The following is a 25,485-nucleotide window of genomic DNA, read 5'->3' as shown; positions in this document are numbered from 1 at the left end:
CCATTCCGGTGTGACGACTACTCGGGTGTGACGATCGCGAAATCCGGATCCCCGGGTTCCAGCAACGCCGCGAGCCGGGCGAGCGTCCCGACGTCTCCGGTGATCTCGATCCCGGCGTCGGCGAGCTGTTCGGCCGACATCCCGCCCACCGCGAGCAGCGGCAGGGTTGCCGCGGTGGCGCTCACGCCGACATCGGCCGGCGTCGGCTGCGGATAGGTGCTGTAGGTGAGCACCCCGTTGGCCAGGCGGAGCCGATAGGTGTCGTCGGTGCCGGTGATGTGCACGTCGATCGAGAGCCGCTCGTCCCACGCGGCCGGCCCGTCGACCCGAATGGCGATGGCGTCGAAGAACGTCGGGGGAGTCAACCGGCCGAGGAGATCGGCCGACGCCGTCTGGGTGGGGCTGCCGAAGACGCCGCCGCGTAGTTCGGTTGCACCGGAGAGGTAGAAATTCCGCCAGGTGCCGTTCTCTGCGCCGTAGCCCAGTTGCTCGTAGGTGTCGGCGAGCAACTCGCGGGCGCCGGCATGTGTCGGGTCGGCGAAGACCACGTGGTTGACGACCTGTGCCACCCAGCGGAAGTCGCCGTCGGCGAACGACTTCCGTGCCTTCGCCACGACGGCGTCGGAGCCGCCCATGAAGTCGACGTACCGCGTCGACTGCTCGACCGGTGTGTGTTCCCACAGTGATGCCGGGTTGCCGTCGAACCAGCCGAGATAGCGCTGATAGACGGCCTTCACGTTGTGGCTGACCGACCCGTAGTAGCCGCGCGCCGACCACGAGTTCTCCAGTGCCGGTGGCAATTCGATCTGTTCGGCGATCTCGGGTCCGGTCAGCCCCCGGTTCAGCATCCGAAGGGTCTGATCATGCACATAGGCGTACAGATCACGTTGGGTGGCAATGAAGTCCACGACCCGCCGGTTACCCCACGTCGGCCAGTGATGCGAGGCGAAGACCACCTCGACGTCGGCACCGAACAGATCGATCGTCTCGGTGAGGTACTTCGCCCACCCGTGCGGATCCCGGACGACGGCACCCCGCAGGGTCAGCAGGTTGTGGAAGGTGTGCGTCGCGTCCTCGGCCGCGCACAGCGCCTTGAATCCGGGGAGATAGATCAGCATCTCCGACGGCGCCTCGGTGTCGGGGGCCATCTGGAACACCATCCGGACGCCGTCGACCGTCGCCTCCTGCCCGGTGGCGGTGACGATGTCGGTGGGGGCGATCAGGGTGATGGTGCCGGTCGACACCGTCTGGCCGAGGCCCGCGCCGACCTGCCCCTGCGGGCCGCGCGCGAGGGCGGCGCCGTACATGTAGCCGGCCCGGCGGGCCATGGCCGTTCCCGCGTAGACGTTCTCGGCGACGGCATGTTCCAGAAATCCTTCCGGTGCAAAGATCTTCACCTCGCCGGACTCGACCTGTTCCGGTGACACGAAGCCCCGGACACCGCCGAAGTGGTCGACGTGGGAGTGGGTGTAGACGATCGCGGTGACCGGACGGTCTCCCCGGTGCGCGCGATACAACTCGAGGGCCGCCCGCCCGGTCTCCTCCGACAACAGCGTGTCGATCACGACCACACCGGTGTCGCCCTCGACGAACGACGTGTTCGACAGATCGAGGCCGCGGACCTGGTAGATGCCCGGCACCACCTCGAACAGCCCGTCCGTCGCGACGAGTTGCGACTGCCGCCACAGACTCGGGTTCACGGTGTCCGGTGCATCGCCGGAGAGGAAGTCGTAGGTGGAGTTGTCCCAGATCACGGTCCCGTCGTCGCCGGTCACCGCGGCCGGTTGCGTCCGTGCGATGAAACCTCGTGCGGCGTTGTCGAAGTCGGTGGTGTCGGCGAAGGGGAGTGCCTCGCGCACCGCATTCTGATGGGCGATCACGGTGTCGGAGGCGGGCTTTGGCGATGGGGTCATGGGTTCTGTTCGGGGAGTGTGGGATCGGGAAACCGGCGTGGCGAGTTCACTCGGTCCGCCAGGTTGCCACCGCCCAGATCACGATGATGTCGACGGCGATGATGACGATCGACCACCACGGGTAGTAGGGCAGCCACAGGAAGTTCAGGATCAGCGACAACGCCGCGATGATGATGGCGACCACCCGTGCCCAGGCCGCCCCGGCGTACATGCCGATCGCCACGAGGATGGCGATGATCCCGACGACGATGTGGATCCAGCCCCACGTCGTGACATCGAAGTTGTAGACGTACTGCTGACCGACGACGATCAGCTGGTCCTTGGCGACGGCGGAGATGCCTTGGAGCAGGCCGAGCAGACCGGCGACGAGGAGCAGCGTGGCCGCCGCGATCGTCGTGACACCGGCGATGCCCTGCCCGACCGAACCGGACTTGTCGGGAGGCGGATTCGTGGCCATGGTGGGTCCCTTCGAGCGACGACGGACGGTGCATCCAGCATCGCGCCGATCCCGACCACACGCCTCACCCGTGCGGGGTGATCGCCGCGGGACCTCAGCAGATCGTCGACGTCACATCGCGTGGGGGTAGACCGTGAGCATGTACGCGCCGAACCAGGAACTGCCGATCACGATCGGGATCAGCAGCGCGATCCCGGCACGCGGCCGGCAGCGGGCCAGACCGATCGCCGCGGGCACCAGCAACACGAAGGCCGGCAGCAGCAGCCGGGGGCGGCTCATCATCAGCCCGCTGGACAGCACGATCGATGCCACCACGAGGATGCCGTAGACCAGCACCGGCCACGGCAGGCGCGCCCACACGGCCACCGCGATCAGCACCAGCGTGATCACGATGATCCACGACACCGCCACCGGGACCAGGCCGTCGGAGTTCACCAGCATGTCGTTGACGAAGTTGAACGCGGCCACCCCGCCGTCGAATCGGGTGTCCCAGCCCTCGGTCTGGACGGCGAACCATCCCGTCGGCGACCCGGTCTGCGACCACACATATCCCAGGTAGCCGAGGTAGCCCACCGGACTGATCACGAACGCGATCCACGGCACCACCGACTGCCACGTCGACCCGTCGTCGGCGCGCCGACGCTCACCGCCGGGCCCGAACCGGTCGATCAGCACCGCCAGCATCACCACCCCGATCACGACGACGGCGGTCGGCCGGACGGTGCCCACCAGGGCCGCGCAGATCCCGGCGAGCACCCACTGCCGGCGCAGCACGCCGACCAGCGCCCACACACTGAGCGTGCAGAACAAGGTCTCGGTGTAGGCCATGTTGAGCACCACCGACATCGGTGTGGCCGCGAACAGCGCCACCAGGAACAGTCCCACCCGGGCGGTATCGATGCGGCCCGGCCCGGTGGCGTCGGGGCCGGGGACGATCGGTGACCGGCCGCGCATCGCCCGGACGCACAGCTCACCGAGCCGCGCCACGCCCACCGCGGCCACACATCCGAGGAGCAGGTTGATGCCGACGGCCGCCCCATACTGGCTGATCAGCGGCAACGACGCCAGCGCGCGCACCAGATATGGGTAGCCGGGGAAGAACGCGAGCGCGGTGTCGGCGGTGTGGATGCCACGGGCATCGGTGAGATCGAACGGCACCCCGGCGTAGCCGTGCTCGGCGATCGCGAGCATCCACTCGCCGTCCCACGCCGACAGCGACTCGCGCAGCGATCTGCCCCGCAGCGCGTCGAACCGGATCAGCGTCAGGATGCCCACACCGCGAACCACCAGGTAGATCGCTATCGGGGCCACCCACGAGCGCCAGTCGGGCGTCGCCCGGCGCCGGGTCGTTACGTCGTCCGGCGCGGCGTCGGGGAGGGGGTCAACGTCGCCGACCGTGCGGGTGGTGGACACCTCAGCGATGGTAGGGCAGCACCCTTCGGATACGTGTCGTGGCCGGTCCGGACGGACGGGGCGCGAATCACCGGCGCCGCGCCGGTAAGGTTGTCGGCGCAAACATCGCATCCGACGTAACGACAATCTGCAGGAGGTCACCCGACGTGGCACTCGTGGTGCAAAAGTATGGCGGATCCTCGGTCGCCTCGGCCGAACGTATCCGCCGGGTCGCCGAGCGGATCGTCGAGACCAAGAAGCAGGGCAACGACGTCGTCGTGGTGGTGTCCGCGATGGGTGACACCACCGACGAACTGCTCGACCTCGCCCAGCAGGTCAACCCGGCGCCCCCGGCCCGTGAAATGGACATGCTGCTGACCTCCGGTGAACGGATCTCCAACGCGCTGGTCGCGATGGCGATCAGTTCGCTGGGTGCGCAGGCGCAATCGTTCACCGGCTCGCAGGCAGGTGTGATCACCACCAGCAGCCACGGCAAGGCGAAGATCATCGACGTCACCCCGGGCCGTGTCCGGACCGCGCTCGACGAGGGCAAGATCGTGCTGGTCGCGGGCTTCCAGGGGGTCTCCCAGGACACCAAGGACGTCACCACCCTGGGCCGCGGTGGGTCCGACACCACCGCCGTCGCGCTCGCCGCCGCCCTCGAGGCCGATGTCTGCGAGATCTACACCGACGTCGACGGCGTGTACACCGCCGACCCGCGGATCGTGCCCGACGCCCGCCGCCTCGACGCGGTCTCCTTCGAGGAGATGCTCGAGATGGCCGCGTGCGGCGCCAAGGTCCTGATGCTGCGGTGCGTGGAATACGCCCGGCGGTACAACGTTCCCGTTCACGTGCGCTCGTCGTACTCGACCAAACCCGGCACCATGGTGACCGGCTCGATGGAGGACATTCCCGTGGAAGAAGCGATTCTCACCGGTGTCGCACACGACCGCAGCGAGGCGAAGATCACCGTCGTCGGCCTCGACGACAAGCCGGGTTCGGCCGCGAAGGTCTTCCGCGCGGTGGCCGACGCCGAGATCAACATCGACATGGTGTTGCAGAACATCTCGAAGGTGGAGACCGGCAAGACCGACATCACCTTCACCCTGCCGCGCGAGCTCGGCCCGATGGGCGTGGAGAAGCTCACCAAGCTGCAGGCCGAGATCGGCTTCACCGAGCTGCTCTACGACGACCACATCGGCAAGGTGTCGCTGGTGGGTGCGGGTATGAAGAGCCATCCCGGCGTCACCGCCACCTTCTGTGAGGCATTGAGCAAGGCCGGTATCAACATCGAGCTGATCTCCACCTCGGAGATCCGGATCTCGGTGCTGTGCCGGGACACCGAACTCGACGACGCGGTCCGCGCCATCCACGAGGCATTCGACCTCGGTGGCGAGGAAGAAGCGGTCGTGTACGCAGGAACGGGGCGGTAGCACCATGGTCAACATCGGAGTGGTCGGCGCCACCGGTCAGGTCGGCGGCGTCATGCGGGCCCTGCTGGCCGAGCGCAAGTTCCCCGCGAGCTCGGTGCGGTTCTTCGCGTCGGCGCGGTCGGCGGGCAAGACGCTGCCGTGGGGTGACGGGGAGATCGTTGTCGAGGACGCCTCGACCGCCGATCCGTCCGGCCTCGACATCGCCCTGTTCTCGGCCGGCGCCACCATGTCGCGTGAGCAGGCGCCGCGATTCGCCGCCGCCGGCGTCACGGTGATCGACAACTCGTCGGCGTGGCGCAAGGACCCCGACGTCCCGCTGGTCGTCAGCGAGGTCAACGGCGAACTGGCCAAGACCCCGCCGAAGGGGATCATCGCCAACCCGAACTGCACCACCATGGCCGCGATGCCGGTGCTCAAGCCGCTGCACGACGAGGCCGGGCTGACTCGCCTGATCGTGTCGTCGTACCAGGCGGTCTCGGGTAGCGGCCTGGCCGGCGTCGAGGAGCTCGCGTCGCAGGCGCGTGCGGTGATCGACGACGTCGAGAAGCTGGTCTACGACGGTTCCTCGGTGACCTTCCCGGCCCCCGACAAGTACGTCGCGCCGATCGCCTTCGACGTGATCGCGCTGGCCGGTGCGCTGGTCGACGACGGTTCCGGGGAGACCGACGAGGATCAGAAGCTGCGCAACGAGTCTCGTAAGATCCTCGGACTGCCCGAGCTGCTGGTGAGCGGCACGTGCGTGCGCGTGCCGGTGTTCACCGGTCACTCGCTGTCGATCAACGCCGAGTTCGACCGTCCGATCTCGCCCGAGCGTGCCCGTGAGATCCTTTCGGGCGCAGCAGGAGTGGACGTCGTCGACGTCCCCACCCCGCTCGCCGCCGCAGGCCAGGACAACTCGCTGGTCGGTCGCATCCGTCAGGATCCGGGTGTCCCGGAAGGTCGCGGCCTCGCGCTGTTCGTCTCCGGCGACAACCTCCGTAAGGGCGCTGCGCTCAACACGATCCAGATCGCCGAACTGCTGGTCTGAGTTCCACACCCCGACGGCGGGGCCGGGTGCATGTCACCCGGCCCCGCCGTCGTTCATGTTGTGGCAGTTGGTGGTCGGTGGGTTGAGCCGATGAGGGTCGGGGTGTTGGCGGCTCGGTCCCGGCTCGACCATCGGAAGTGGTTGCGCTCGTTCTACGGTGGTTGAGCCGATGAGGAGCGTAGCGACGAGGCGTGTCGAAACCTCTGTCGGCCGACGTCGGGTGGTGACCACTTCTGGGGTGGTTGGGGACATTGTTGTCTCGCGGGGTCTCGACACGGGTCCTCGCCTTGGCGGCTCGGTCCCGGCTCGACCATCCATGGCGGCTCGGTCCCGGCTCGACCATCCGTGGCATCCGACTGGACAGCCGGTGGTCTTCAGTCGGTGGTGGGGCGGTCGTGGACGGCTTGTGCGGCCTCGTCGACGATCGCGCGCATCGCAGTCTCGGCGGCCCCGGGATCGCCGAGGCGGATGGCGCGGGCGACGTCGTCGTGCAGTGCGATCGCCACCGGATTGGGGGTCTCCGGCATCATCCCGTGATGGGTGCGTCCGGCCAGCACCTCGTCCACCACCCCGGTCAGGGCGCGGAACATCTCGTTGCCGCCCGCGGCCAGGAGGGTCTGGTGAAAGAGCTTGTCGGCCAGTAGATATGACTGCTGATCTCCGGTGCGGGCGGCGATCGCCATGTCGGATGCCGCTGCGGCGAGCACCCGGCAGTGGTGGTCGTCGCCGCGTTCGGCGGCCAGCGCTGCGGCCGCGGGTTCCACACCGCGGCGCAACTCCGACAACGTCACCAGGAACTCGGCCCGCCCGTCGCCGTCGAGGCGCCACCGGATCAGCCGGGGGTCGAAGACGTTCCAGTGGGTGGCGGGCTGCACGGTGATCCCCACCCGGCGGCGTGAGGTGACCAGGCCCATCGACTCCAGCACCCGGATGGCCTCGCGGGCGAGGGTCCGCGACACCGCGTACTCGGTGCAGATCCCGTCCAGCGTCAGTACGTCGCCCTCGGTGAGGGCACCGGTCGCGATGCGGGTGCCGACTGTGGTGAGCACGTGGTCGTGCAAGGCTCCGGGGCTGGTGTCCTGGGTCACCTTTTCATCTTCTCATTACCGCCCCGTGTCGGGTAAAGGCATACGTTCTACGAAGAAGTACTTGCAATAGTCATACGTTTGAGTCAGGATATGTGACCACCAGCACATCGACGTGAGGAGTGGTGATGAGCGGACCAGTGGTGGTCATGGGGGTCTCGGGGAGCGGGAAGTCCACGGTCGGCGCGGCCCTGGCGCAGCGACTGCGCGTGCCTTTCGCCGACGCCGACGACTTCCACTCGCCGGCCAACATCGCCAAGATGAGCGCCGGTGAACCGCTCACCGACGCCGACCGCGGGCCCTGGCTCGACGACATCGGCAGCTGGCTCGCCGAACACCACGAAGGTGGCGTGATGAGCTGCTCGGCGTTGCGCCACATCTACCGTGACCGGCTTCGCGCGGCATGCCCCGACGTCGTCTTCGTCCACCTCACCGGCACGCCCGAGGTGATCGCGGCACGCCAGGCGACCCGACCCGGGCACTTCATGCCGACGTCGCTGCTCGCCTCGCAGTTCGACACCCTCGAAGACCTCGGCGCCGACGAGCGTGGCGTGGTGGTCGACGTCGACCGCAACGTCGACGCCATCGTCGAACGCGTCGTGGCCGCGCCCGAGATCGCCGGAGGAACCCGATGAACCACACCGCCGTGCTCGCCGCGGGCACCGATCTACCCGAACCCGTGGGCTCCGGCTGGCATCTCGTGCTGGCCGCACTCGCCGGTATCGCGGTGATCGTCGTCCTGATCACCTGGGTCAAGATCCACCCGTTCCTCGCGCTCATCCTCGGTGCGGCCACCGTGGGAATCGTTGCCGGAGAATCGGTTCCGACCGTGCTCGACTCGTTCACCACGGGCTTCGGGTCCACCGCGGCCGGGGTGGGCATCCTGATCGCCCTCGGCGCGATGTTCGCGAAACTGCTCGCCGACTCCGGGGGCGCCGACGAGATCGTCGACACCATCGTCGGACATGCGAGCCCGCGGATGCTGCCGTGGGCGATGGCGCTGGTCGGCGCGGTGATCGGCCTGCCGATGTTCTTCGAGATCGGCCTGGTGCTGCTGATGCCGGTCATCTACCTGGTCTCGCGGCGCTCGGGGATCGGCCTGATCCCGATCGGTATCCCGGCGCTGGCCGGACTGTCGGCGATGCACGGCTTCGTGCCGCCGCACCCCGGCCCACTGGTGGCGATCGACGCCCTCGGCGCCGACCTCGGTCTCACCCTGGCCCTCGGTGTGGCCGTGGCGATCCCGACGATCATCGTCGCCGGTCCGCTGTTCGGCTCACTCGCCGGGCGGTGGGTCCCCGTCGAGGCACCGCACACCTTCGACGCCGACCCCGGCACCGCCGGTTCTGGTGCAGCCGCCGGGTCCGGCGGTGACAAGCCCCGCCGCCGGCCGGGTTTCGGGATCACCCTGACCAGCATCCTGCTGCCGGTGGTGCTGATGCTGGGCAAGGCGCTCGCCGAGATCTTCCTCGACGACGGACAGTGGCTGCGGCAGATCCTCGACGTCCTGGGCACCCCGCTCATCGCCCTGCTGATCGCGGTGCTCGTCGCGATGATCACCCTGGGCCGTGGGTCCGGCATGGGCCGCGACGAGATCTCGTCCTGTGTGGGGTCGGCGCTGCCCGCGATCGCCGGCATCCTGCTGATCGTCTCCGCCGGCGGCGGCTTCAAACAGGTCCTCGTCGACACCGGTATCGGCACCCAGCTCGCCGACTGGGCGTCGGCCGCCAACATCTCGGTGATCCTGCTCGGCTGGGTGCTCGCGGCCCTGATCCGCGTCGCCACCGGCTCGGCGACCGTCGCCACCATCACCGCGTCGTCGTTGATGCTCGGCCTGGTCGACGGCCTGGGGTCCACCCAGATCTCGCTGGTCGTGCTGGCGATCGGCGCCGGCTCGGTCTTCCTCTCGCACGTCAACGACGCCGGGTTCTGGCTGGTCAAGGAATATTTCGGGATGACGGTCGGCCAGACCTTCAAGACATGGTCGGCGATGGAGACGATCCTGTCGGTGACCGGTCTGATCGTGGTGTCGGCGATCGGGGTGTTCGTCTGAGGCGGCGCCCGGCCGTCCGATCATTCGCCGCGTCATCGAACACGATGCATCTGACACGATGACGCGGTGAACGCGACCCTCGTCACACACCCCGACCCTACTGTGCGGTAGGTTACGGTTCATGACGAAGTTTCGGGGGAACTCCTCTACACGTACGGCCCGGTCACGCCGGGGTGGGTCGGGCACCTGGACCCGGCGCTGGGCGGCGGTGCTCACCGCAGGCGCGGTGGTCGGCACCGGTCTGACCGCGGCCGCCGGGCAGGCCCAGGCGGCCGACTTCTACACACCGCCGGCATCGTTCGACCCGACGCCGGGATCGATCATCCGAAGCCAGCCGTCCCCGCTGCTGCTGCAGATCCCCGGGGTGCCCAACCAGTGGCCGGGCACCGCGACCCGGATCATGTACACCTCGCAGTACCAGGACGGATCGCCCGCCGCGGTGACCGGCACCGTCATCGAGCCGACCGCCCCGTGGCGCGGTCGCGGTCCGCGGCCCACCGTGGTGATCGGCCCGGGCACCGTCGGCCAGGGTGACCAGTGTGCCGGCTCCAAGATGATGGCGCTGCCGATGGCCATCGACGTCACCAAGCCGAGCATCGCGGTCAACTACACCGCCCCCGACATGTACCTGCTGCTGCTCAACGGGGTGCGGGTGACCATCACCGACTACATCGGCATGGGCACCCCCGGCGTGCACACCTACGTCAACCGCGCCGAATCCGGCCACGCCATGCTCGACGCCGCGCGCGCCGCGCTGCGGGTGTCGGGTGCGCCGGCCGACGCGCCGGTCGCCTTCTCCGGCTACTCGCAGGGCGGCGGCGCGGCGGCGTCGGCGGCCGAGCTCGCCGACACCTACGCGAAGGACCTGAACGTCAAGGCCACCTATGCGGGTGCGCCGCCGGCCGACCTGGCCAAGGTGATCGACCAGATCGACGGCACCGCGATCTCCGGCGGCATCGGCTATGCGATCAACGGACTGCAGGCCCGCTACCCGGTGGTGAAGGACGTCGTGCAGCGCGAGACCAATGCCGTGGGCAAGAAGGCGCTCGAGCGTCTGTCCACCCAGTGCATCGGCGACACCGCCCTGTCTTTCGGATTCCAGCGAACCAAATCCTGGACACGCACCGGACAGCCGCTCTCGTCGGTGATCAAGGCGCACCCGGAGGTGCAGAAGGTGGTCGACGACCAGCGGATCGGGCGACTCAAGCCCAACGCCCCGGTGCTGCTCGAGGGTGGCGTCGCCGACGACGTCATCCCGAACGGCCAGGTCAACCAGCTCTACCGGGACTGGAAGGCGCAGGGCGCCGACGTCCGGCTGATCACCAACACCATCCCGCCGATCTTCCCGGGCCTGGTGATCAACCACACCTTGCCGATGCTCACCACACTCCTGCCGGCGACGAACTTCTTGCTCACCGAACTGGATCGCTGATACTGGGGAGATGATGCAGTGGCGGTCGGGGGCCGGAAGACGTGAAGACAAGCTGTTGTGGCGAAAGGTCCACGGGCGAAGGCTGTTCGGGGCCACGGCCGTGACCGGCACCACACGCGCGACGGGTCCCAGGACGGCGACGCTCGTGGCCGCGATGATGGCGGCGGTCACGCTCTCGGCTGCGGTGGTGGCCCCGGCCGCTGCCGCGCCCACCACCGCCCCCGCCGATCCGGGTGCCCCGATCCTCGGACCGGTGGGTACCTCGCTGATGCACGGCGACCTCGCATCCACCGACTCCACCCCGAACCCGGGACCCGGACTCCGGGCCCGGGTCCGGGGTTCGTCGGTTCCGGGCGGGGCCTGCGCGGCGACCTTCATCGGCAGTGACGGAATGCCGGTGTCGTTGTGCACCAAGTTCATCGGCGATCCGCGGACCGGTGGATTCGCGGTGCCGTCGGTGGTGTTGTTCGACCCGCGCACCGCGGCGCCGGTGGCGAGCGTCGACCTGCGCAAGGGGGGTCTGCTCGGCGGTGTGTACGGCTACCTCGACGGCCGGAACCGGGTGGTGGTGGCCGATGGGTCGAATTCTGTTCTGTTCGTGGGACATCGACGCACCGCCCAGGGCTATCAGGTCTACGTCGACGATCGGGTGGACGTCTCGGCGCACATCCCGGCGGGGGACGCCGTGACGGGCCTGGCCCCGGATCGCCAGGGCCGCATCTGGTTTGCCACCACGAACGGGGTGATCGGGACCGTCGGCGCCGACCGTGACGTCCGGTCGATGCACCTGCCGGCCGGTGAACAGCTCGGCAACGGTCTCAGTGTGCGGCCCGGGGGAGTCTCGGTGCTCACCACCCATGCCCTGTACGAGATGTGGATACGAGCCGATGGCACCCCGGAGACGGTGTGGCGCAAGGCCTATGACCGCGGTCCCGCCCGGCGTCCGGGGCAGCTCACCTGGGGGTCGGGTACCACACCGACCTACTTCGGCCCGGGCGGTGACAGCTGGGTGGCGATCGTCGACAACGCCGATCCGCGACCCTCGCTGATCGTGCGGGAGAGCGACACCGGCAGGCTGGTCTGCCAGATGCCGGCGTTCGGCACCTCCGGACAGGGTACCGAGAACTCGCCGATGGCCTGGGGGAACTCACTGGTGATCCCGAGTACCTACGGCTACCAGTACCCGCCGATGGCGGTGACCGGGCCGTCGCAACCGTCGGATGCCGGATTCACCGGCGGGTCCACCCGCATCGACGTGAGCCCCACCGGCTGCCGTCGGGTGTGGGAGAACGGTGACCGGTTCGCGTCGTTGCCGCGCCTGTCCCGCGCCGACGGACTGATCCACGGGCTCGGCTACGGCCGGTATGTCCCGGGCGCGATCCAGCAGGCCGGACCCGTCTACTACCTGGCCACCGACTTCGCGACCGGACGCCGGGTGGTCAGCAGTCAGGTGGGGGTCGCACCCGCCGACGAACCGCTCGAGCTGACCGGGACCATCGCCGCCGACGGCACGATGTGGCAGGCGACCATCGGGCGGATGCTCGCCATCAGCGGGGACGGGAGGACAATGCAGTCATGACCGACCCCACCGATCCCACCGATCGGTCAGATCCCGAACACATCCCCACCCAGGCGGAGCTGGATGCGGAGGATCTCGCGCAGCTGCAACGCAGATCCCGGGACAAGGACGAGGCGAACCTGTACCCGGGTCGGCCCGCCGACCCGGGTCCGGCGCCCACGGCGCTCGCGGTGCACGCCCGGGTGGCCTGGTGGGGATCGGCGATCGCCGGTCTGGTGGTGTGGGTCTACGGGGTCGTCGACCGGTCGGCGATCGGCGACATGTTGCGGTCGCGCATGCTCACCGATGCGGTCGCGGCCCCGAAGGGCCAGCCGACCGACGGCCAGATCGACACCTATGCCGCCGTCCTGCCGGTGGTGGCATTGGTGGTGATGGTGGTGCTGCCGATCGGGGAGTACCTGTTCCTGGTCGCCGCGGCGTCCCGCCACAGCCGCAACTGCCGCAACTTCTTCCTCACGATCGTGGTGGTGCACCTGCTGTGCATCCCGGTCGGGATCGACCTGTTCTTCGACTACCCGGGCCTGTGGTCGGGGGCGGCGGTACTGGGCTGGCTGCAGTTCGCGCTGCTGATCGTGGCCGGGGTGATGACCCTGCGCCGCGTCGTCGACCGCTGGTTGCCGGAATCCACGCGGATGCGGCCGTCGCGGATGTTGCGCGCACGCTGACGGGTGTGCCGAAGCCCACTCCAGACTGGACTGGTTCCGGAAAGGGTTAAGCTGGAGTGCATGCAAGGCGAGCTCGACTTCCGACAACAACTCCGTGCGGCGGGTCTGCGGGTGACCGCACCCCGACTGGCCGTGCTCGAGGTCTTGCAGGAACATCCCCACGCGACCGCCGACATCGTCGCCACCGGGGTGCGTGAACGGCTCGGTGCCGTCTCCACCCAGACCATCTACGACGTGCTGCACGCCTGTGCCGAACACGGCCTGCTCCGCCGGATCGAACCGGCCGGCTCGGCGGTCCGCTACGAGGCCCGCACCGACGACAACCACCATCACCTGGTGTGCCGCGCCTGCGGTCAGATCGTCGACATCGATTGCGTCGTGGGCCGCGCACCCTGCCTCGACCCCGACGACGACCACGGCTATCTGGTCGACGAGGCCGAGGTGACCTTCTGGGGACTCTGCCCCGACTGCCGCGACTCCTGACCGAGTCCCCGGCCGGCGATCTGCGCCGGTGGGACGCCATTCCGCCGACGACGGTGTGTTCGGCCGGATCGATCTGACACGATCGAGGGTGGCGCCGTCATTCGCACTCGCCCGTCGGCGCCCGACTATCCGATTGGGAGTGAACATGGCAATCGAACCGGCATACCGTGTCTGGTCCAAGGCAAGTGGTGGCGGTCGCGACGGAGAAGTGGTGTCCGAGAGCGGCCGGATCGACCTGGAACTGCGTCCGCCGGCCGCACTGGGCGGCAGCGGTGAGGGCAGCAATCCCGAGGAATTGTTCTCGGCCGGTTACTCGGCATGTTTCCTCGGCGCGCTGCGTGCGACCTCCAAGCAGGCCGGTTCGCCGGTGCCCGACGACTCGACGGTGACCGTCACCGTCGGGATCGGCAAGGATCCCGCCGACGGCGGCTTCGGACTGGTCGTCGAGATCGAGACCTACATCCCCGGTGTCGACGAGGCCAAGGCGAAGGAACTGGCCGACGCCGCCCACGCGTTCTGCCCGTACTCGAAGGCCACCCGCGGCAACATCGACCACACGCTGACCGTGCGCGTCTGAGACCGGCTCCCGCCTCCCTGGCAGGGCACCTGTCAGGGAGGACGCGGATCCGGCCCGGGAGCGGATCTAGCCGGAGCGGGAAGCGGCTTTCTCCTTGAGCAGCCGCTTGAGGCCGATGGAGTAGACCACCGCCGACAGATAGAACCCGGCCAGCATGCCCAGCGCCGCATAGGACACGCCGCCGTGGGGGAGTCGGCCGCCGTCGAAGACCTGCAGGGCGAAGATCAGGATGGATCCGGAGATACCGAACAGCAGGGCGAACAGGCCCCATCGGTTGGAGGTCGGGGCGTCGTAGAGCAGCGCCGTCGGGTCGTCGTCACGACGCATGATGGTGTCGATGAGCGCGATGTTCACCCAGGGGCCGATCCAGACGCCGAGCACCATGATGTAGCCCTCGTAGGACGCCGGGAGATCGCTGGTCGCGGCCCAGCCGAGCAGGAAGGCCAGCACGGTCATCGTGATCGGCCCGAGCAGAGTGCCCGTCCGGGGCCGAGCCCGAGCTTCTCGACGTCGAACAGCGTCCGCGCCGAGCGCAGGGTCATCGAGTTGTTGGTCCACGATCCGCCGATCAGGCACAGCAGGACCACCACCCCCAGCCAGTCCGGCAGGAACGACGTGAACTGTGTGGTCGGGTTGACCTCGGCGGCGTGCCCCTCCGCCTCGACGACGATCGCAGCGGAGGTTCCGATGATCATCAGGAATGTGGTCGCGATGAACAGCCCGAGACCCGAGCAGACGCCGGCCATCCGCGGCGAGGCGCTGACCGGGGTCCACTTGCTGTAGTCGGTCGCATACGGATTCCAGCCGATGGTGTACGCCCACGCGATACACGCGACGACGACGATCGCGATGAGTCCGTTGAGGTTCCACGGCTGACCGGCGTCGACCGACGGATCGGCCTTGACGAAGCCGATGATGCCCGACACCACCAGGACCACGGTGATCAGCGGAAACAGATAGCGCTGCACCGCGGCGAACGGGATGTCGATCTGGGCGAGGAACAGCTGGACCACGACGGCGACCGCGGTCCCGGCCACCACCGGAAGTCCGAACAACGAGTTGATCGCGAGACCGGCGACCACCGAATTGACGATGAACCAGCCGAACGAGCTGATGATCGCCATCATCGTGGTGACGATCAGGCTGCCCAGGTCACCGAACGCCGACCGGCCGAGCACGATCTGCGGGACCTTCAGCTGGACCCCGCGGGTGGTGAGCACACCGTGGCTGATCGCACCGAACGCAGTTCCGAGGACGATGCCGATCACCGCCTGAACAAGGCTCATGTCCAGGTAGAGGACGACGATCATGCCGACGTAGACGGCGCCGAACTCGATGTGCGGTGTCACCAGCCAGGTCCAGAAGAACCACCAGCTGCTGCGGCCCCTGCCCGACTCGGTCTCGGCGGTTGGCGACTCGGTCTCGACGACCGTCCCGTACCCGACGACGCGAACTCCGGCGGGCAGTGAACGTGGTTCGACGGCACTTATTCTTCGACGGCTCCTGGCGGATTCAGGTCTGGTCTGGGCGTGGTCGTGCTCGTGGCCGTGGCCCCGATCGCCCGGTGGTGCAAGGGACGTCCGGTGGGTGCACGGCGTACGAGTGTGCTTCTCTGATCTTCTGTTTTCACAGTATTGAGGCGAATGGGCGACCGGTTATCATCTCCTGGCCGTTCTTCGTCCCACATCGGTTGCCCGTTCGTCCCCAAACACACGTGGGTGACGTGCCTCATAGTCGCCCGGGACGTCGCGGTAGCGTGGCCGTGTGGATTCTGGGTATGCGCTCGCGAGTGTGGGGTTCGTGGTCGTCGTGGGGGTCGTGGCCTACGCGTACTTGGCCGGCAGGGACACGCATCGGTTGCGTCAGGGGGCGGTTCTGGCACGTGACCTGCGTGAGATCGCCCGTGACGACGCCGTTCGGCTGGCCGCCGTCGACGAGTTCGAGACCACGCTCTACCAACGACTGTTCTTCGCCTCGACGGTCTCGCCGCGGCTGCGCAGTGCCGCCTGGGCACTCATGGCCGCGGTGATCGGTGCCATCGGTGCCCTGGTCACCCGGGGTGACGGCGTCGTGCTGACCGTCGTGCACGGCGTCGCGCTGGTGCTCGCGGTCCTGTTCGGTCTGGCGGCGCTGTTCTTCGTGGTGATGGCCGCATTCCATGCCGCCACGACGCCGCGGGTGTCCTTCGCCGAGTCCTATGCGGCGACGGCGTCGGCCGGTGAGTCCGCCCCGGTGCGGGACACAGCGGACGAGGACTGAGACCTGCGGCTTTCGTGCCGACAGTGGCGACACCGCACGCCATGCGATCTGTGACGTGAAGCCGCATGTTTTGTGCCACGCTTCGCGACAGGGTTTTTCCAGTCGACTGCCAGGAAGGGGTCGATTGGCGTCGATCGCTTCACCATGTCTCATGTTTGGTGATAGCATGCTCAGATTTGTATTCGTGCTGTTCCGGGGTGATTTCGCGGCCCTGGCCCCGTCACTTCGCTCTCACCTGCGGAAACCCGAACCTGCACGCCCCCGGGGCGGTCGGCGCGTCGGAAACGACAGGGATCTGTGGCCCCGGGGGCATCGCCCGCAGCGGGGGACTTTCGTCCGGTGGTGCAAGCCCTCTGGCTGAGATTAGATATTCGAGGTGATCCTTGCGTGCGGCCCCAATTGTCCGTGGTGTCCGGTCGGAAGGAACACCAGGGACACTTTGCGTCCGTATGTGAGAAAGGTATGACGTCGTGACACTGCCCGACGGAGGCGACGCCGCGGTCACCGCGCAGATCGCTCCCATCGCCGGCGGTGGGGATGACACCCCACTGCTGGTTGCCGAGAACATCGAGGTCAACGCTTCCTGGGGCCATATCTACGGTCCTGTCTCATTCACGGTCCGGCCGGGCGGCGTGACCGTCCTCGTCGGCTCGGGCGGACGCGGTCGCACCGCACTGCTGCTGACCCTGGCCGGCCGGATGAAGCCGTCGAAGGGTCAGCTGCACTCGTTCGGGCACACCAACAACGCGCAGCACCTCTTCAAGCAGGCCGCCATCGCCTACATCGACGAGGTCGACGAGATCGAGCAGACGATCCGGGTCCGCGACGTCGTCACCGAGACCATCCGGTGGGCGGCCCCCTGGTACAAGTGGGTCGCCCCGGCCAAGCAGGACGATCTCGAGCGGATCTGCCGTCCGGTGTTCGGTCCCTACTCGCTGCCCACACTCGAGGCCTACGTCGAAGAGCTGCCCGAGCTGACCGCGGCACTGTTCCGCATCGCGGTCGCCAACGTGCGCAAGCCACCGCTGCTGGTGGTCGGCGGTGTGGACCGTCTGACCCGTGTCGACAGCGCACACAAACTGATGGCCCGCCTGGTGGACCTCGGCCGCGAGCAGACCATCATCACCGCCGACGTCAACGGTGGGTTCCCGGACCTCCAGCTACGAGACGTGATCACGGTCGACAATCTGACCGACAACGAGTTCGTGAAGCTCGAACAAGAAGAACGGAACTGACCAGATGCTCGCCGCTTTCTCGCCGGGTAGCGATTTCAAGAGGTACTACCGGGGACGGATGCCCCGACTCGCACTCATCGTCATCATCCTGATGCCGCTGATGTACGGGGCGCTGTACCTGTGGGCGTTCTGGAATCCGTTCGACGCCGTCAACAAGTTGCCGGTAGCCCTGGTCAACGCCGATCGTGGCGCCACCATCGAGGGCAAGGACCTCAAGGCCGGTGACCAGGTGGTCACGGGCCTCGTCGACTCCAAGCAGCTCGACCTGCACCTCGTCTCCCAGGAGGAAGCGGAGCAAGGCGTCTCCGACGGCAAGTACTACTTCTCGATCACGCTGCCGGAGGACTTCAGTGAGTCGCTGACGTCGGCGACCACCGACAACCCGCACTCGGCACAGCTGATCTTCACCTACAACGACGCCACCAACTATCTGTCCACCGTGATGGGTCAGGACGCGGCGCTGCAGGTCATCGAGCAGGTCGGGGCGCAGGTCGGACAGCAGACCTTCGACGTGGTGCTCAACGAGGCCACCGCACTGATGCCCAAGCTCAAGCAGGTGCAGTCCGGTGTCAACGAGCTCAACAGCGGCATGAAGACCGCCAACACCGGTGCGCACGAGCTGGCCACCAACCTGGTCACCGCCAAGGACGGCGCCGGACAGCTCGCCAGTGCCCTCGGCGAGCTCGACGGTGTGGTCGACAAGGCCACCACCCCGCTGCTCAACGCACTCGGTCAGGACCAGACCGGGATCACCGCCGCGGAACTCACTGCCACCGCCGATCGCCTGGCCACCAACACCGGCACGGTCAGCACCCAGCTGAACCAGGCCGCGAACGGTCAGTCGCAGGCCTACCAGGTGGTCTCGTCGGCGCTCGCCCAGCTGCAGCGCAGCAGTGACCCCAACATGCGGGCACTGGCGCAGACGCTCTCGCCGGTGCAGACCTTCCTCGGCACCCAGGGGCTCGGCCCGAACGCGAACAACCAGATCAGTCAGGTCCGCACCGACGCCAACGCACTCTCCGAGCAGCTGTCCAACCCGAACAGTCCGCTGCGCACCGTGCTCGCGCTGTCGGAGAACGGTGGACTGCGCAACGACATCCAGACCCTGCGTTCGGCCGCGGGTGAGCTGAGCTCGGGCGCCAACCAGTTGAGCACCGGTCTCGGTGAACTCAGCACGGGTGCCGACGAGCTCGCCGACGGCACCACCCAGCTGGCGGCCGGTACGGCGCAGCTGGCCACCGGTGTCGACGAAGGGGTCAAGATGATCCCGCACTGGTCGGACCAGCAGAAGGCCGCCCTGGCCAAGACCCTCGGTCAGCCGGTCGCGCTGCAGGAGAACGTGCTCAACGAGGCCAAGACCTTCGGTACCGGCTTCGCCCCGTTCTTCTTCGGACTCGCGCTGTTCGTCGGCAGCATCATCGCGTGGATGCTGTTCAAACCTCTGCAGGCGCGGCCGATCGCCCAGGGGCTGAACTCGTTCCGCGTGGTGCTGGCCTCGTATGCGCCGACCTTCGCGGTGGGCATCCTGCAGGCGACGATCCTCTACCTCGTCACCGTGTTCGCGATCGGACTCAAACCCGTCTATCCATGGGCCACATACGGTTTCATGTTGTTGATGGTCGCCATGTTCATGGCGATGATCCAGATGTTCGACGCCGTCTTCGACATAGCCGTGGGTCGCGTGGTGACCCTGGCCTTCCTGATGGTCATGCTGACCTCCGCGGGCGGCATCTATCCGGTACCCACGACCACCAAACCCTTCCAGTACATCCACTGGGTCGACCCGATGACCTATACCGTCACCGGTCTCCGACAACTCACCGTCGGCGGTGTGGACCAGAGGTTCTGGACGGCGCTGATCGTGGTGATCGCCCTGATATTCGTGTTCCTCGCGATCACGACACTCGCGGCACGAAGAAACAGGCAGTACAACATGGACCGTCTGTACCCCCCGGTCGAGGTCTAGGAGGTCTCCGGACTGCACTGATTCGGCTACGAGTTGCCCTGACACCCCGTCGATTTCGTATCACTCACTCAAGGAGCAGCCTTGTCCAAGCACACCAATGCGCGTGCCACCACCAACTCCACCGAGTCGCACATCATCAACCCGGTCTTCGTCCGACCGGGTGAGGCGACGGAGTTCCCGAAGTTCACCATCCCGGACGGCCTGAGCCTGCCGGAGACCGCGTACCAGATCGTCCACGACGAGGCGATGCTCGACGGCAACGCGCGACTGAACCTCGCCACCTTCGTCTCCACCTGGATGGACGACGAAGCTCGGAAGCTGTACTCCGAGACCTACGACAAGAACATGATCGACAAGGACGAGTACCCGCAGACCGCGGCGATCGAGGACCGGTGCTGGAAGATCATCGCCGATCTGTGGCACGTCCCGGACGTCAGCAAGTCGATCGGTACCTCGACCATCGGTTCGTCCGAGGCCGCGATGCTCGGCGGTCTGGCGCTCAAGCGACACTGGCAGGGTCGCCGCAAGGCCGAGGGCAAGTCGATCGAGAAGCCGAACCTGGTGCTCTCCACCGCGGTCCAGGTCTGCTGGGAGAAGTTCCTCAACTACTTCGAGGTCGAGCCCCGCTGGGTGCCGGTCTCCGAGGAGCACCCGGTCTTCGACGGTTACGAGCTCGAGAAGTACGTCGACGAGAACACCATCGGTGTGGTCGCGATCGTCGGTGTCACCTACAACGGTCTGTACGAGCCGGTCAAGGAGATCTCGGCCAAGCTCGACGCGATCCAGGAGTCGACCGGCCTCGACATCAAGATCCACGTCGACGGTGCCTCCGGTGCCATGGTCGCGCCGTTCTGCCAGCCCGAGCTGGAGTGGGACTTCCGGGTTCCGCGCGTGGTGTCGATCAACACCTCCGGTCACAAGTACGGCCTGGTGTTCCCGGGTCTGGGCTGGATCATCTGGCGTGACACCGAGGCCCTGCCGGACAGCATGGTCTTCCACTGCAGCTACCTCGGTGGCGACATGCCCACCCTGGCCCTGAACTTCTCGCGCCCCGGCGCGCAGGTGCTGCTGCAGTACTACAACTTCCTGCGTCTGGGCCGTGAGGGCTACCGCCAGATCCAGCAGGGGTCGATCGACGTCGCGACCTACCTGTCGGGTCAGATCGAGAAGCTCGGCCCGTTCGAGCTGGTCAGCCGCGGCGACACCATCCCGGTGTTCGCATGGCGTCTGAAGGATGGCTACACCGACAAGTGGAACCTCTACGATCTGTCGGATCGCCTGCGTCTCAAGGGCTGGCTGGTCCCGGCCTACCCGAACGCCGAGGGCCTGGAGAACCAGACCCTGCAGCGCGTCGTCGTCCGGGCGGGCCTGAGCCACGACCTGGCCACCGCACTGCTGCGTGACATCGAGAGCGAGATCGCGTTCCTCGACGCGCTCGAGTCGCCGATGCCGCGTGAGGGCACCGGATCGCACTTCCATCACTGAGCGTCGTACCCGGTACGGACGAGCGGTCACCGCTCGTCCGTACCGGGTTTTCGCACCGACGACCGATTCCCCTGGCTTCCCCCGCGGATACGCGCTGATGCACGACAGGATCATGTGATGACCTCTGTGACCGCCCAGTCCTCGGCGGCTCCGACTCCCCGATGGAAGGTGCTGCTCCTCGCCCCGACGCTGACCAAGCAGTGCTGGGGCTTCATGATCGGGTCGGCGCTGTTCTCGCTCGGTTCGGCGCCCTGGCTCGGTGAGTGGATGGGCGCGTCGAACGCCAACATCTGCTACTTCATCGGTGCCTGGTTCTTCACCTATGCGGGCATGATCCAGCTGATCAACAGCGGTGCGGTGAGCGTCGCCGTCGATTACGCGCCGGGCCGTATGGTGCGGGCCGAGTGGCTGGCCGCCTCCACGCAGTCGTTCGGCACGATCCTGTTCAACGTCTCCACCACCTCCGCGTTGGCCGCGCACACGATCGCCTCCGAGAAGCATCTCGTGTGGTCGCCGGACGCCGGCGGGTCGGTGGCCTTCCTCATCTCCGGCGTCATGGTCCTGGTCGCCTACTCGCACACGGCGAAGGCATGGGACCCGGGCAAGATCGGGTGGTGGTCGGGCGTCATCAACTTCCTCGGATGTGTGGCCTTCGGTGTGGCCGCCGTCGGTTCCTACATCGCCCCCAACGGCAACACCATCGACAACACCCTTGCCAACGCCGGTACCTTCATCGGTGGGCTGTGCTTCCTGGTGGCCTCACTCGTCGTCCTGCCCCAGTGGACGCGATCGACACGCTGATCCCGCCGTGCCCACTTCGCAGCGACTGTCCCCGGATCGAGTCCGGGCCTGGCAGACCCAGATCGGGGCACTGGACCCGATCGGCGACAACTCGACCCGGCTGTTCCGGCGCACCGGGGTGGACGGACTGGCGAACTATCTCCCCGCGCTGGAGATGGTGGTCGACGATCCGACGGAGTTCGACGAGGTGGCCTACTGGCGTCCGCTCTCGGATCTGCTGGTCTACGTCCTGATCCGGACGCCGTGCACGATGCGGCGTGACCCGGCGCTCATCGCCGAGTATCCCTCGCAGTACGCCATCGTCGGGACCCAGACATTCGCCGGTGGCGGAGTCCTGCGCCAAGACGGGCAGGAACTGCCGTACCGACACCCCAACCACCTGCTGGTGGTCAACAACAACTTGCCCTACGAACACACCGCCTATTCCGTTGCCGATCTGGCCGGGCTGTGGATCCCGTTGGAGCTGTTGGGACATGACACCGAGGCGGGGCAGTCGCCGCTGGGGCCGGTGGTCACCGACACCCCGCTCGCCCGTGCCGCGGCGGCGTTCATCCGCAACTTCGCCTACGACGTCGCGGTGCGGGGCGCCGAGGTCGACCCGGACACCGAGCTGGCCGCGATCGACCTGGTCCGCGCCGCCGTCGGTCAGCGGCGGGCCGCCGACACGTTCGCCGATCTGCAGAACCGTCCGGTGTTCGTCCGGGAGGCCACCCGCACCCTGATCGAGCAGAACTTCCGCGATCCGGCCTTCGGTGCCGAGTCCATCGCCAAGGCGCTGCACATGAGTCGTCGGCATCTGTATCGGCATTTCGTCGACACCGAGGAGACCCCCGCCACGATGATCGCCGCACGCCGGCTGGAGCGTGCGCGGGAGTTGTTGTCGCACTGGGAGAACGCCGGACTGGATGCGATCGCAGCGGCGAGTGGTTTCACCTCCGCGGCGACGCTGCGCAACCGATTCCGGGCGGAGTACGAGATGACGCCCAACGAGTATCGGCGGGGCGCGGTCGGTGGTCAGGCGCAGCCGGATACCGACGGGGGGCTCCGATGATCTCCCAGCACCACGGGCTCGATCCGCTCCTCGTGGCCCGTTGGCGTCGTGAGATCGGCCTGTCGATGGCCAAGGGCCTCGACGACGTCACTCATCTGCGAGGGCGCAATGGTATTGCTGCAGAACGCCGTTGGCGATTCGACTGCCGGGACCCGGGGACCTTCGAGGCGTGGATCTACCAGCGCGAGTTGTCGTTGATGCACTGCCTGTGTGGGCTCTACACGCCCTGCAGCCTCTCCCGCGACGCCGAGCACATCAGCCGTACCGAGAAACCGGGCGTCTATGTCTTCGTCCGCACCATCGCCGGTGGGTTCGTCGCTCGGCACGGACGCAACGAGCACTCCTACACCGCAGGCCAACTCGTCGCTGCGCGGACCGACATGCCGCTCACCCTCACCATGCCCACCGCCGGTGACATGACCGGTGTGGTGATCCCGTTCGACCTGCTCGGTGGCGACATCGGCGGGAGTCGTTGGGACGGTGGGGTGCTCGCCGCCGACAATCTCCTGGGACGTGCGACCTCCCAGTTCATCCGCCGGCTCTGCTACACCGCGGTGACCGATCGGGCCTCGGTGGACACCGAGTTCGAGGAGGCCGGACTCAACCTGATCCGCAACCTGCTCGGCAACGTCGGTCACGACATGGACCGCGGGCGCGACATTGCGATGTCGGTGCGGCTGGCGACCCGTGAACTCATCGAGGAGAACTTCACCGATCCCTCCTTCTCCGCGGACTCGATCGCCCGCGACCTGCACATCAGCCGGCGGCATCTGTACCGGCAGTTCTCCGGGGCCGGTGACTCGGTGGCCGCGATGATCACCTCCCGGCGGCTCGACCGGGCGCGGGAGCTGCTGGTCCGCGCCGGGATGATCACCCTCGAGGAGGTTGCGCGGCTGTCCGGCTTCAGTTCGGTTGCCACGATGCGCAATCGGTTCCGGGGCCGATACGGACTCACCCCGAGTGAGTTCCGGGACCGGTCGCGGACCGTCGGGGGTGGACAGCCGGCGGGACTGGCCGGGCTGCCGGAACCGGCGCGACCGGTACTCGATCCGCTCGCCGATCTCGACGACGGTCCGAGCGTGGTGTCCTGACACCTGCGAGGATGGGGGCGGAGACCAGGAGGCGATGTGAGCGAGCAGAACACCGACCGGACCGATGTCGACGACATCCGCGCACGGGTACACGAGCTGATGCCCAGGGCCAGGCAGGATCTGGCCGAGATGGTGGCCTTCGGGTCGGTCTACGACCCCACCCGGCCGCCACCGCCGGACTGTGCGGAGATGGTCGCGTGGCTGCAGACGGCGTTCACCGAGATCGGGGTGCACGACGTCGCCGCGCACGTCACCGCCGACGGGTCGCAGGCGGTCACCGGGCACATCCCCGGACCGCCCGGCGCGCCGACGGTGCTGCTCTACTTCCACCACGATGTGCAGCCGGCCCTCGACCCGGCCCTGTGGGATTCCCCGGCGTGGACGCTGACCGAACGTGACGGTCGCTGGTACGGGCGCGGTGCGGCGGACTGCAAGGGCAACATCGCCGTTCACCTGACCGCCCTGCGGGCGCTGGCCGCCGACCCGCCGGTCACCGTCAAGATCATCGGTGAGGGATCGGAGGAGCAGGGTTCCGGCGGCCTGGAGGACTTCGTGCCGAAGCATCCGGAGCTGCTGGCCGCCGACGCCATCCTGATCCTCGACTCGGGCAACATCGAGGTGGGCCGGCCCACCCTCACCACCAGCCTGCGCGGGATCGCCAACATCGTCGTCGGTGTCGAGACCCTGGGCTCGGCCATGCATTCCGGCATGTTCGGCGGTGCGGCGCCGGATGCCCTCGCCGCGCTCATCGCGATGCTCGCGACACTGCGCGACGAGCACGGCAACACCACCGTGCGCGGCCTCGAGACCGATCAGGCGTGGGACGGCATCGACTACCCCGAGGCACAGTTCCGCAGTGATGCAACGGTTCTCGACGGTGTAGGGGTACTGGGCACCGGCAAGATCGCGGAGATGGTGTGGGCGCGGCCGGCTGCCACGGTGCTCGGTATCGACTGTCCGCCGGTGGTCGGGTCGTCGGCGGCGGTGCAGCCGAGCGCGCGGGCCCGGATCAACCTGCGGGTGCCGCCGGGGATGGATCCGCAAGCGGCACAGGACGCGCTGATCGCCCACCTGACCGAGGTGGCGCCGTGGGATGTGCGTGTCTCGTTCGAGCGGGAGGCGATCGGTGCGCCGTTCTCGGGGTCGACGTCGGGACCCGCATTCGATGCGCTCACGCGGTCGCTGGGCGCCGCATACGGCCGGGATGTGGAGCAGCAGGGGCAGGGTGGGTCGATCCCGTTGTGCACGGTGCTCGCCGAGACCTTCCCCGATGCCGAGATCATGCTGTTCGGTGTGGAGGAGCCGCGCTGTCTGATCCACGCCCCCAACGAGAGCGTGGACCCGACCGAGATCGAGAACATGGCGGTCGCCGAGGCACTGTTCCTGCACGACTTCGCCAGGAGCGCCGCGGCCTCGGACTGAGGCAGGACGACGCCGGGGGCGGAAACGACTCGGGCCGGACGCGATCGGTGATCGCGTCCGGCCCGGCGTTTTTCACGTT

At 67.7% G+C, this 25,485-nt stretch carries 23 protein-coding genes; 17 read left to right on the top strand and 6 right to left on the bottom strand.

The window, feature by feature from the left end:
* Nucleotides 1-17: 17 nt before the first annotated feature.
* The 3 genes from Q9K23_RS10385 to Q9K23_RS10375 all read right to left on the bottom strand — a co-directional run bounded on the left by Q9K23_RS10385 (nt 18) and on the right by Q9K23_RS10375 (nt 3,783).
* Nucleotides 18-1,913 carry an alkyl sulfatase dimerization domain-containing protein gene (locus Q9K23_RS10385; RefSeq protein WP_053777484.1) on the bottom strand — a complete coding sequence of 632 codons (1,896 nt, stop codon included), beginning with the start codon at nt 1,911-1,913 and terminating at the stop codon, nt 18-20.
* Between the two features lie 46 nt (nt 1,914-1,959).
* Nucleotides 1,960-2,370: a hypothetical protein gene (locus Q9K23_RS10380; RefSeq protein ID WP_020794370.1), complete on the bottom strand. Its 411-nt coding sequence runs from the start codon at nt 2,368-2,370 to the stop codon at nt 1,960-1,962.
* A gap of 111 nt (nt 2,371-2,481) precedes the next feature.
* On the bottom strand, nt 2,482-3,783 hold the full coding sequence (locus tag Q9K23_RS10375; RefSeq protein WP_305950494.1) for a hypothetical protein: 1,302 nt from the start codon (nt 3,781-3,783) through the stop codon (nt 2,482-2,484).
* 146 nt (nt 3,784-3,929) lie between these two features.
* On the opposite strand from Q9K23_RS10375, the gene Q9K23_RS10370 reads away from it, so the two are divergent.
* Both Q9K23_RS10370 and Q9K23_RS10365 read left to right on the top strand, forming a co-directional pair.
* A complete protein-coding gene (locus tag Q9K23_RS10370; RefSeq protein WP_053777483.1) occupies nt 3,930-5,195 on the top strand; it encodes an aspartate kinase in 1,266 nt (421 codons plus the stop codon).
* Between the two features lie 4 nt (nt 5,196-5,199).
* A complete protein-coding gene (locus Q9K23_RS10365; RefSeq protein WP_020792911.1) occupies nt 5,200-6,222 on the top strand; it encodes an aspartate-semialdehyde dehydrogenase in 1,023 nt (340 codons plus the stop codon).
* 374 nt (nt 6,223-6,596) lie between these two features.
* Here Q9K23_RS10365 and Q9K23_RS10360 read toward each other — a convergent pair whose 3' ends face one another.
* Nucleotides 6,597-7,310 carry an FCD domain-containing protein gene (locus tag Q9K23_RS10360; RefSeq protein WP_053777482.1) on the bottom strand — a complete coding sequence of 238 codons (714 nt, stop codon included), beginning with the start codon at nt 7,308-7,310 and terminating at the stop codon, nt 6,597-6,599.
* Nucleotides 7,311-7,435: 125 nt separating this feature from the next.
* On the opposite strand from Q9K23_RS10360, the gene Q9K23_RS10355 reads away from it, so the two are divergent.
* The 7 genes from Q9K23_RS10355 to Q9K23_RS10325 all read left to right on the top strand — a co-directional run bounded on the left by Q9K23_RS10355 (nt 7,436) and on the right by Q9K23_RS10325 (nt 14,096).
* A complete protein-coding gene (locus Q9K23_RS10355) occupies nt 7,436-7,942 on the top strand; it encodes a gluconokinase (RefSeq protein WP_053777512.1) in 507 nt (168 codons plus the stop codon).
* On the top strand, nt 7,939-9,360 hold the full coding sequence (locus Q9K23_RS10350; RefSeq protein ID WP_053777481.1) for a gluconate:H+ symporter: 1,422 nt from the start codon (nt 7,939-7,941) through the stop codon (nt 9,358-9,360). Before Q9K23_RS10355 ends, Q9K23_RS10350 begins: the two co-directional genes overlap by 4 nt.
* A 121-nt stretch (nt 9,361-9,481) precedes the next feature.
* Nucleotides 9,482-10,792 (top strand): lipase family protein, encoded by a 1,311-nt coding sequence (locus Q9K23_RS10345; RefSeq protein WP_305950493.1) that lies wholly within the window; start codon nt 9,482-9,484, stop codon nt 10,790-10,792.
* Between the two features lie 154 nt (nt 10,793-10,946).
* Nucleotides 10,947-12,371, top strand: a complete 1,425-nt coding sequence (locus Q9K23_RS10340; RefSeq protein WP_053777511.1) for a hypothetical protein — start codon at nt 10,947-10,949, stop codon at nt 12,369-12,371.
* Entirely contained in the window at nt 12,368-13,036 is a 669-nt protein-coding gene (locus Q9K23_RS10335; protein WP_053777480.1) for a hypothetical protein, read from the top strand. The genes Q9K23_RS10340 and Q9K23_RS10335 overlap by 4 nt, the downstream gene beginning before the upstream one ends.
* Before the next feature lie 60 nt (nt 13,037-13,096).
* Nucleotides 13,097-13,519 carry a Fur family transcriptional regulator gene (locus Q9K23_RS10330; RefSeq protein ID WP_020790957.1) on the top strand — a complete coding sequence of 141 codons (423 nt, stop codon included), beginning with the start codon at nt 13,097-13,099 and terminating at the stop codon, nt 13,517-13,519.
* Between the two features lie 145 nt (nt 13,520-13,664).
* Complete coding sequence (locus tag Q9K23_RS10325; protein ID WP_053777510.1) at nt 13,665-14,096, top strand: organic hydroperoxide resistance protein; 432 nt, start codon at nt 13,665-13,667, stop codon at nt 14,094-14,096.
* A gap of 66 nt (nt 14,097-14,162) precedes the next feature.
* Here Q9K23_RS10325 and Q9K23_RS10320 read toward each other — a convergent pair whose 3' ends face one another.
* Complete coding sequence (locus Q9K23_RS10320) at nt 14,163-14,552, bottom strand: hypothetical protein (RefSeq protein ID WP_053777479.1); 390 nt, start codon at nt 14,550-14,552, stop codon at nt 14,163-14,165.
* Nucleotides 14,549-15,562, bottom strand: coding sequence for a cytosine permease (locus Q9K23_RS10315; protein WP_261977958.1), 1,014 nt, complete (start codon nt 15,560-15,562; stop codon nt 14,549-14,551). The genes Q9K23_RS10320 and Q9K23_RS10315 overlap by 4 nt, the downstream gene beginning before the upstream one ends.
* A gap of 298 nt (nt 15,563-15,860) precedes the next feature.
* Between Q9K23_RS10315 and Q9K23_RS10310 the strand changes: the two genes are divergently transcribed.
* The 8 genes from Q9K23_RS10310 to Q9K23_RS10275 all read left to right on the top strand — a co-directional run bounded on the left by Q9K23_RS10310 (nt 15,861) and on the right by Q9K23_RS10275 (nt 25,406).
* On the top strand, nt 15,861-16,355 hold the full coding sequence (locus tag Q9K23_RS10310; RefSeq protein ID WP_053777477.1) for a hypothetical protein: 495 nt from the start codon (nt 15,861-15,863) through the stop codon (nt 16,353-16,355).
* A gap of 512 nt (nt 16,356-16,867) precedes the next feature.
* Nucleotides 16,868-17,590, top strand: a complete 723-nt coding sequence (locus Q9K23_RS10305) for an ATP-binding cassette domain-containing protein (RefSeq protein WP_152972770.1) — start codon at nt 16,868-16,870, stop codon at nt 17,588-17,590.
* A 4-nt stretch (nt 17,591-17,594) separates the two neighbouring features.
* On the top strand, nt 17,595-19,556 hold the full coding sequence (locus tag Q9K23_RS10300) for a YhgE/Pip domain-containing protein (RefSeq protein WP_020790961.1): 1,962 nt from the start codon (nt 17,595-17,597) through the stop codon (nt 19,554-19,556).
* 81 nt (nt 19,557-19,637) lie between these two features.
* Nucleotides 19,638-21,041 (top strand): glutamate decarboxylase, encoded by a 1,404-nt coding sequence (locus Q9K23_RS10295; protein WP_053777476.1) that lies wholly within the window; start codon nt 19,638-19,640, stop codon nt 21,039-21,041.
* A gap of 117 nt (nt 21,042-21,158) precedes the next feature.
* Complete coding sequence (locus tag Q9K23_RS10290) at nt 21,159-21,842, top strand: hypothetical protein (protein WP_053777475.1); 684 nt, start codon at nt 21,159-21,161, stop codon at nt 21,840-21,842.
* A 7-nt stretch (nt 21,843-21,849) separates the two neighbouring features.
* Nucleotides 21,850-22,893: a helix-turn-helix domain-containing protein gene (locus Q9K23_RS10285; RefSeq protein ID WP_053777474.1), complete on the top strand. Its 1,044-nt coding sequence runs from the start codon at nt 21,850-21,852 to the stop codon at nt 22,891-22,893.
* Nucleotides 22,890-23,984, top strand: coding sequence for a helix-turn-helix transcriptional regulator (locus Q9K23_RS10280; RefSeq protein WP_020791294.1), 1,095 nt, complete (start codon nt 22,890-22,892; stop codon nt 23,982-23,984). Before Q9K23_RS10285 ends, Q9K23_RS10280 begins: the two co-directional genes overlap by 4 nt.
* Before the next feature lie 36 nt (nt 23,985-24,020).
* Nucleotides 24,021-25,406 (top strand): dipeptidase, encoded by a 1,386-nt coding sequence (locus Q9K23_RS10275; RefSeq protein ID WP_261977950.1) that lies wholly within the window; start codon nt 24,021-24,023, stop codon nt 25,404-25,406.
* The last annotated feature ends 79 nt before the right edge of the window (nt 25,407-25,485 follow it).

Origin of the sequence: Gordonia sp. NB41Y (genome assembly GCF_030718915.1) — a bacterium.
Lineage (GTDB): Bacteria > Actinomycetota > Actinomycetes > Mycobacteriales > Mycobacteriaceae > Gordonia > Gordonia desulfuricans.
This window is presented reverse-complemented; position numbering and strand designations above follow the sequence as displayed.

Bases quoted from the DNA above. Each gene is read 5' to 3' on its own strand.
- Q9K23_RS10280 (WP_020791294.1), top strand. From the start codon at position 22,890: ATGATCTCCCAGCACCACGGGCTCGATCCGCTCCTCGTGGCCCGTTGG.
- Q9K23_RS10355 (WP_053777512.1), top strand. From the start codon at position 7,436: ATGAGCGGACCAGTGGTGGTCATGGGGGTCTCGGGGAGCGGGAAGTCC.
- Q9K23_RS10325 (WP_053777510.1), top strand. From the start codon at position 13,665: ATGGCAATCGAACCGGCATACCGTGTCTGGTCCAAGGCAAGTGGTGGC.
- Q9K23_RS10290 (WP_053777475.1), top strand. From the start codon at position 21,159: ATGACCTCTGTGACCGCCCAGTCCTCGGCGGCTCCGACTCCCCGATGG.
- Q9K23_RS10340 (WP_053777511.1), top strand. From the start codon at position 10,947: ATGATGGCGGCGGTCACGCTCTCGGCTGCGGTGGTGGCCCCGGCCGCT.
- Q9K23_RS10345 (WP_305950493.1), top strand. From the start codon at position 9,482: ATGACGAAGTTTCGGGGGAACTCCTCTACACGTACGGCCCGGTCACGC.
- Q9K23_RS10380 (WP_020794370.1), bottom strand. From the start codon at position 2,370: ATGGCCACGAATCCGCCTCCCGACAAGTCCGGTTCGGTCGGGCAGGGC.
- Q9K23_RS10320 (WP_053777479.1), bottom strand. From the start codon at position 14,552: ATGACCGTGCTGGCCTTCCTGCTCGGCTGGGCCGCGACCAGCGATCTC.
- Q9K23_RS10335 (WP_053777480.1), top strand. From the start codon at position 12,368: ATGACCGACCCCACCGATCCCACCGATCGGTCAGATCCCGAACACATC.
- Q9K23_RS10330 (WP_020790957.1), top strand. From the start codon at position 13,097: ATGCAAGGCGAGCTCGACTTCCGACAACAACTCCGTGCGGCGGGTCTG.
- Q9K23_RS10365 (WP_020792911.1), top strand. From the start codon at position 5,200: ATGGTCAACATCGGAGTGGTCGGCGCCACCGGTCAGGTCGGCGGCGTC.
- Q9K23_RS10385 (WP_053777484.1), bottom strand. From the start codon at position 1,913: ATGACCCCATCGCCAAAGCCCGCCTCCGACACCGTGATCGCCCATCAG.
- Q9K23_RS10300 (WP_020790961.1), top strand. From the start codon at position 17,595: ATGCTCGCCGCTTTCTCGCCGGGTAGCGATTTCAAGAGGTACTACCGG.
- Q9K23_RS10350 (WP_053777481.1), top strand. From the start codon at position 7,939: ATGAACCACACCGCCGTGCTCGCCGCGGGCACCGATCTACCCGAACCC.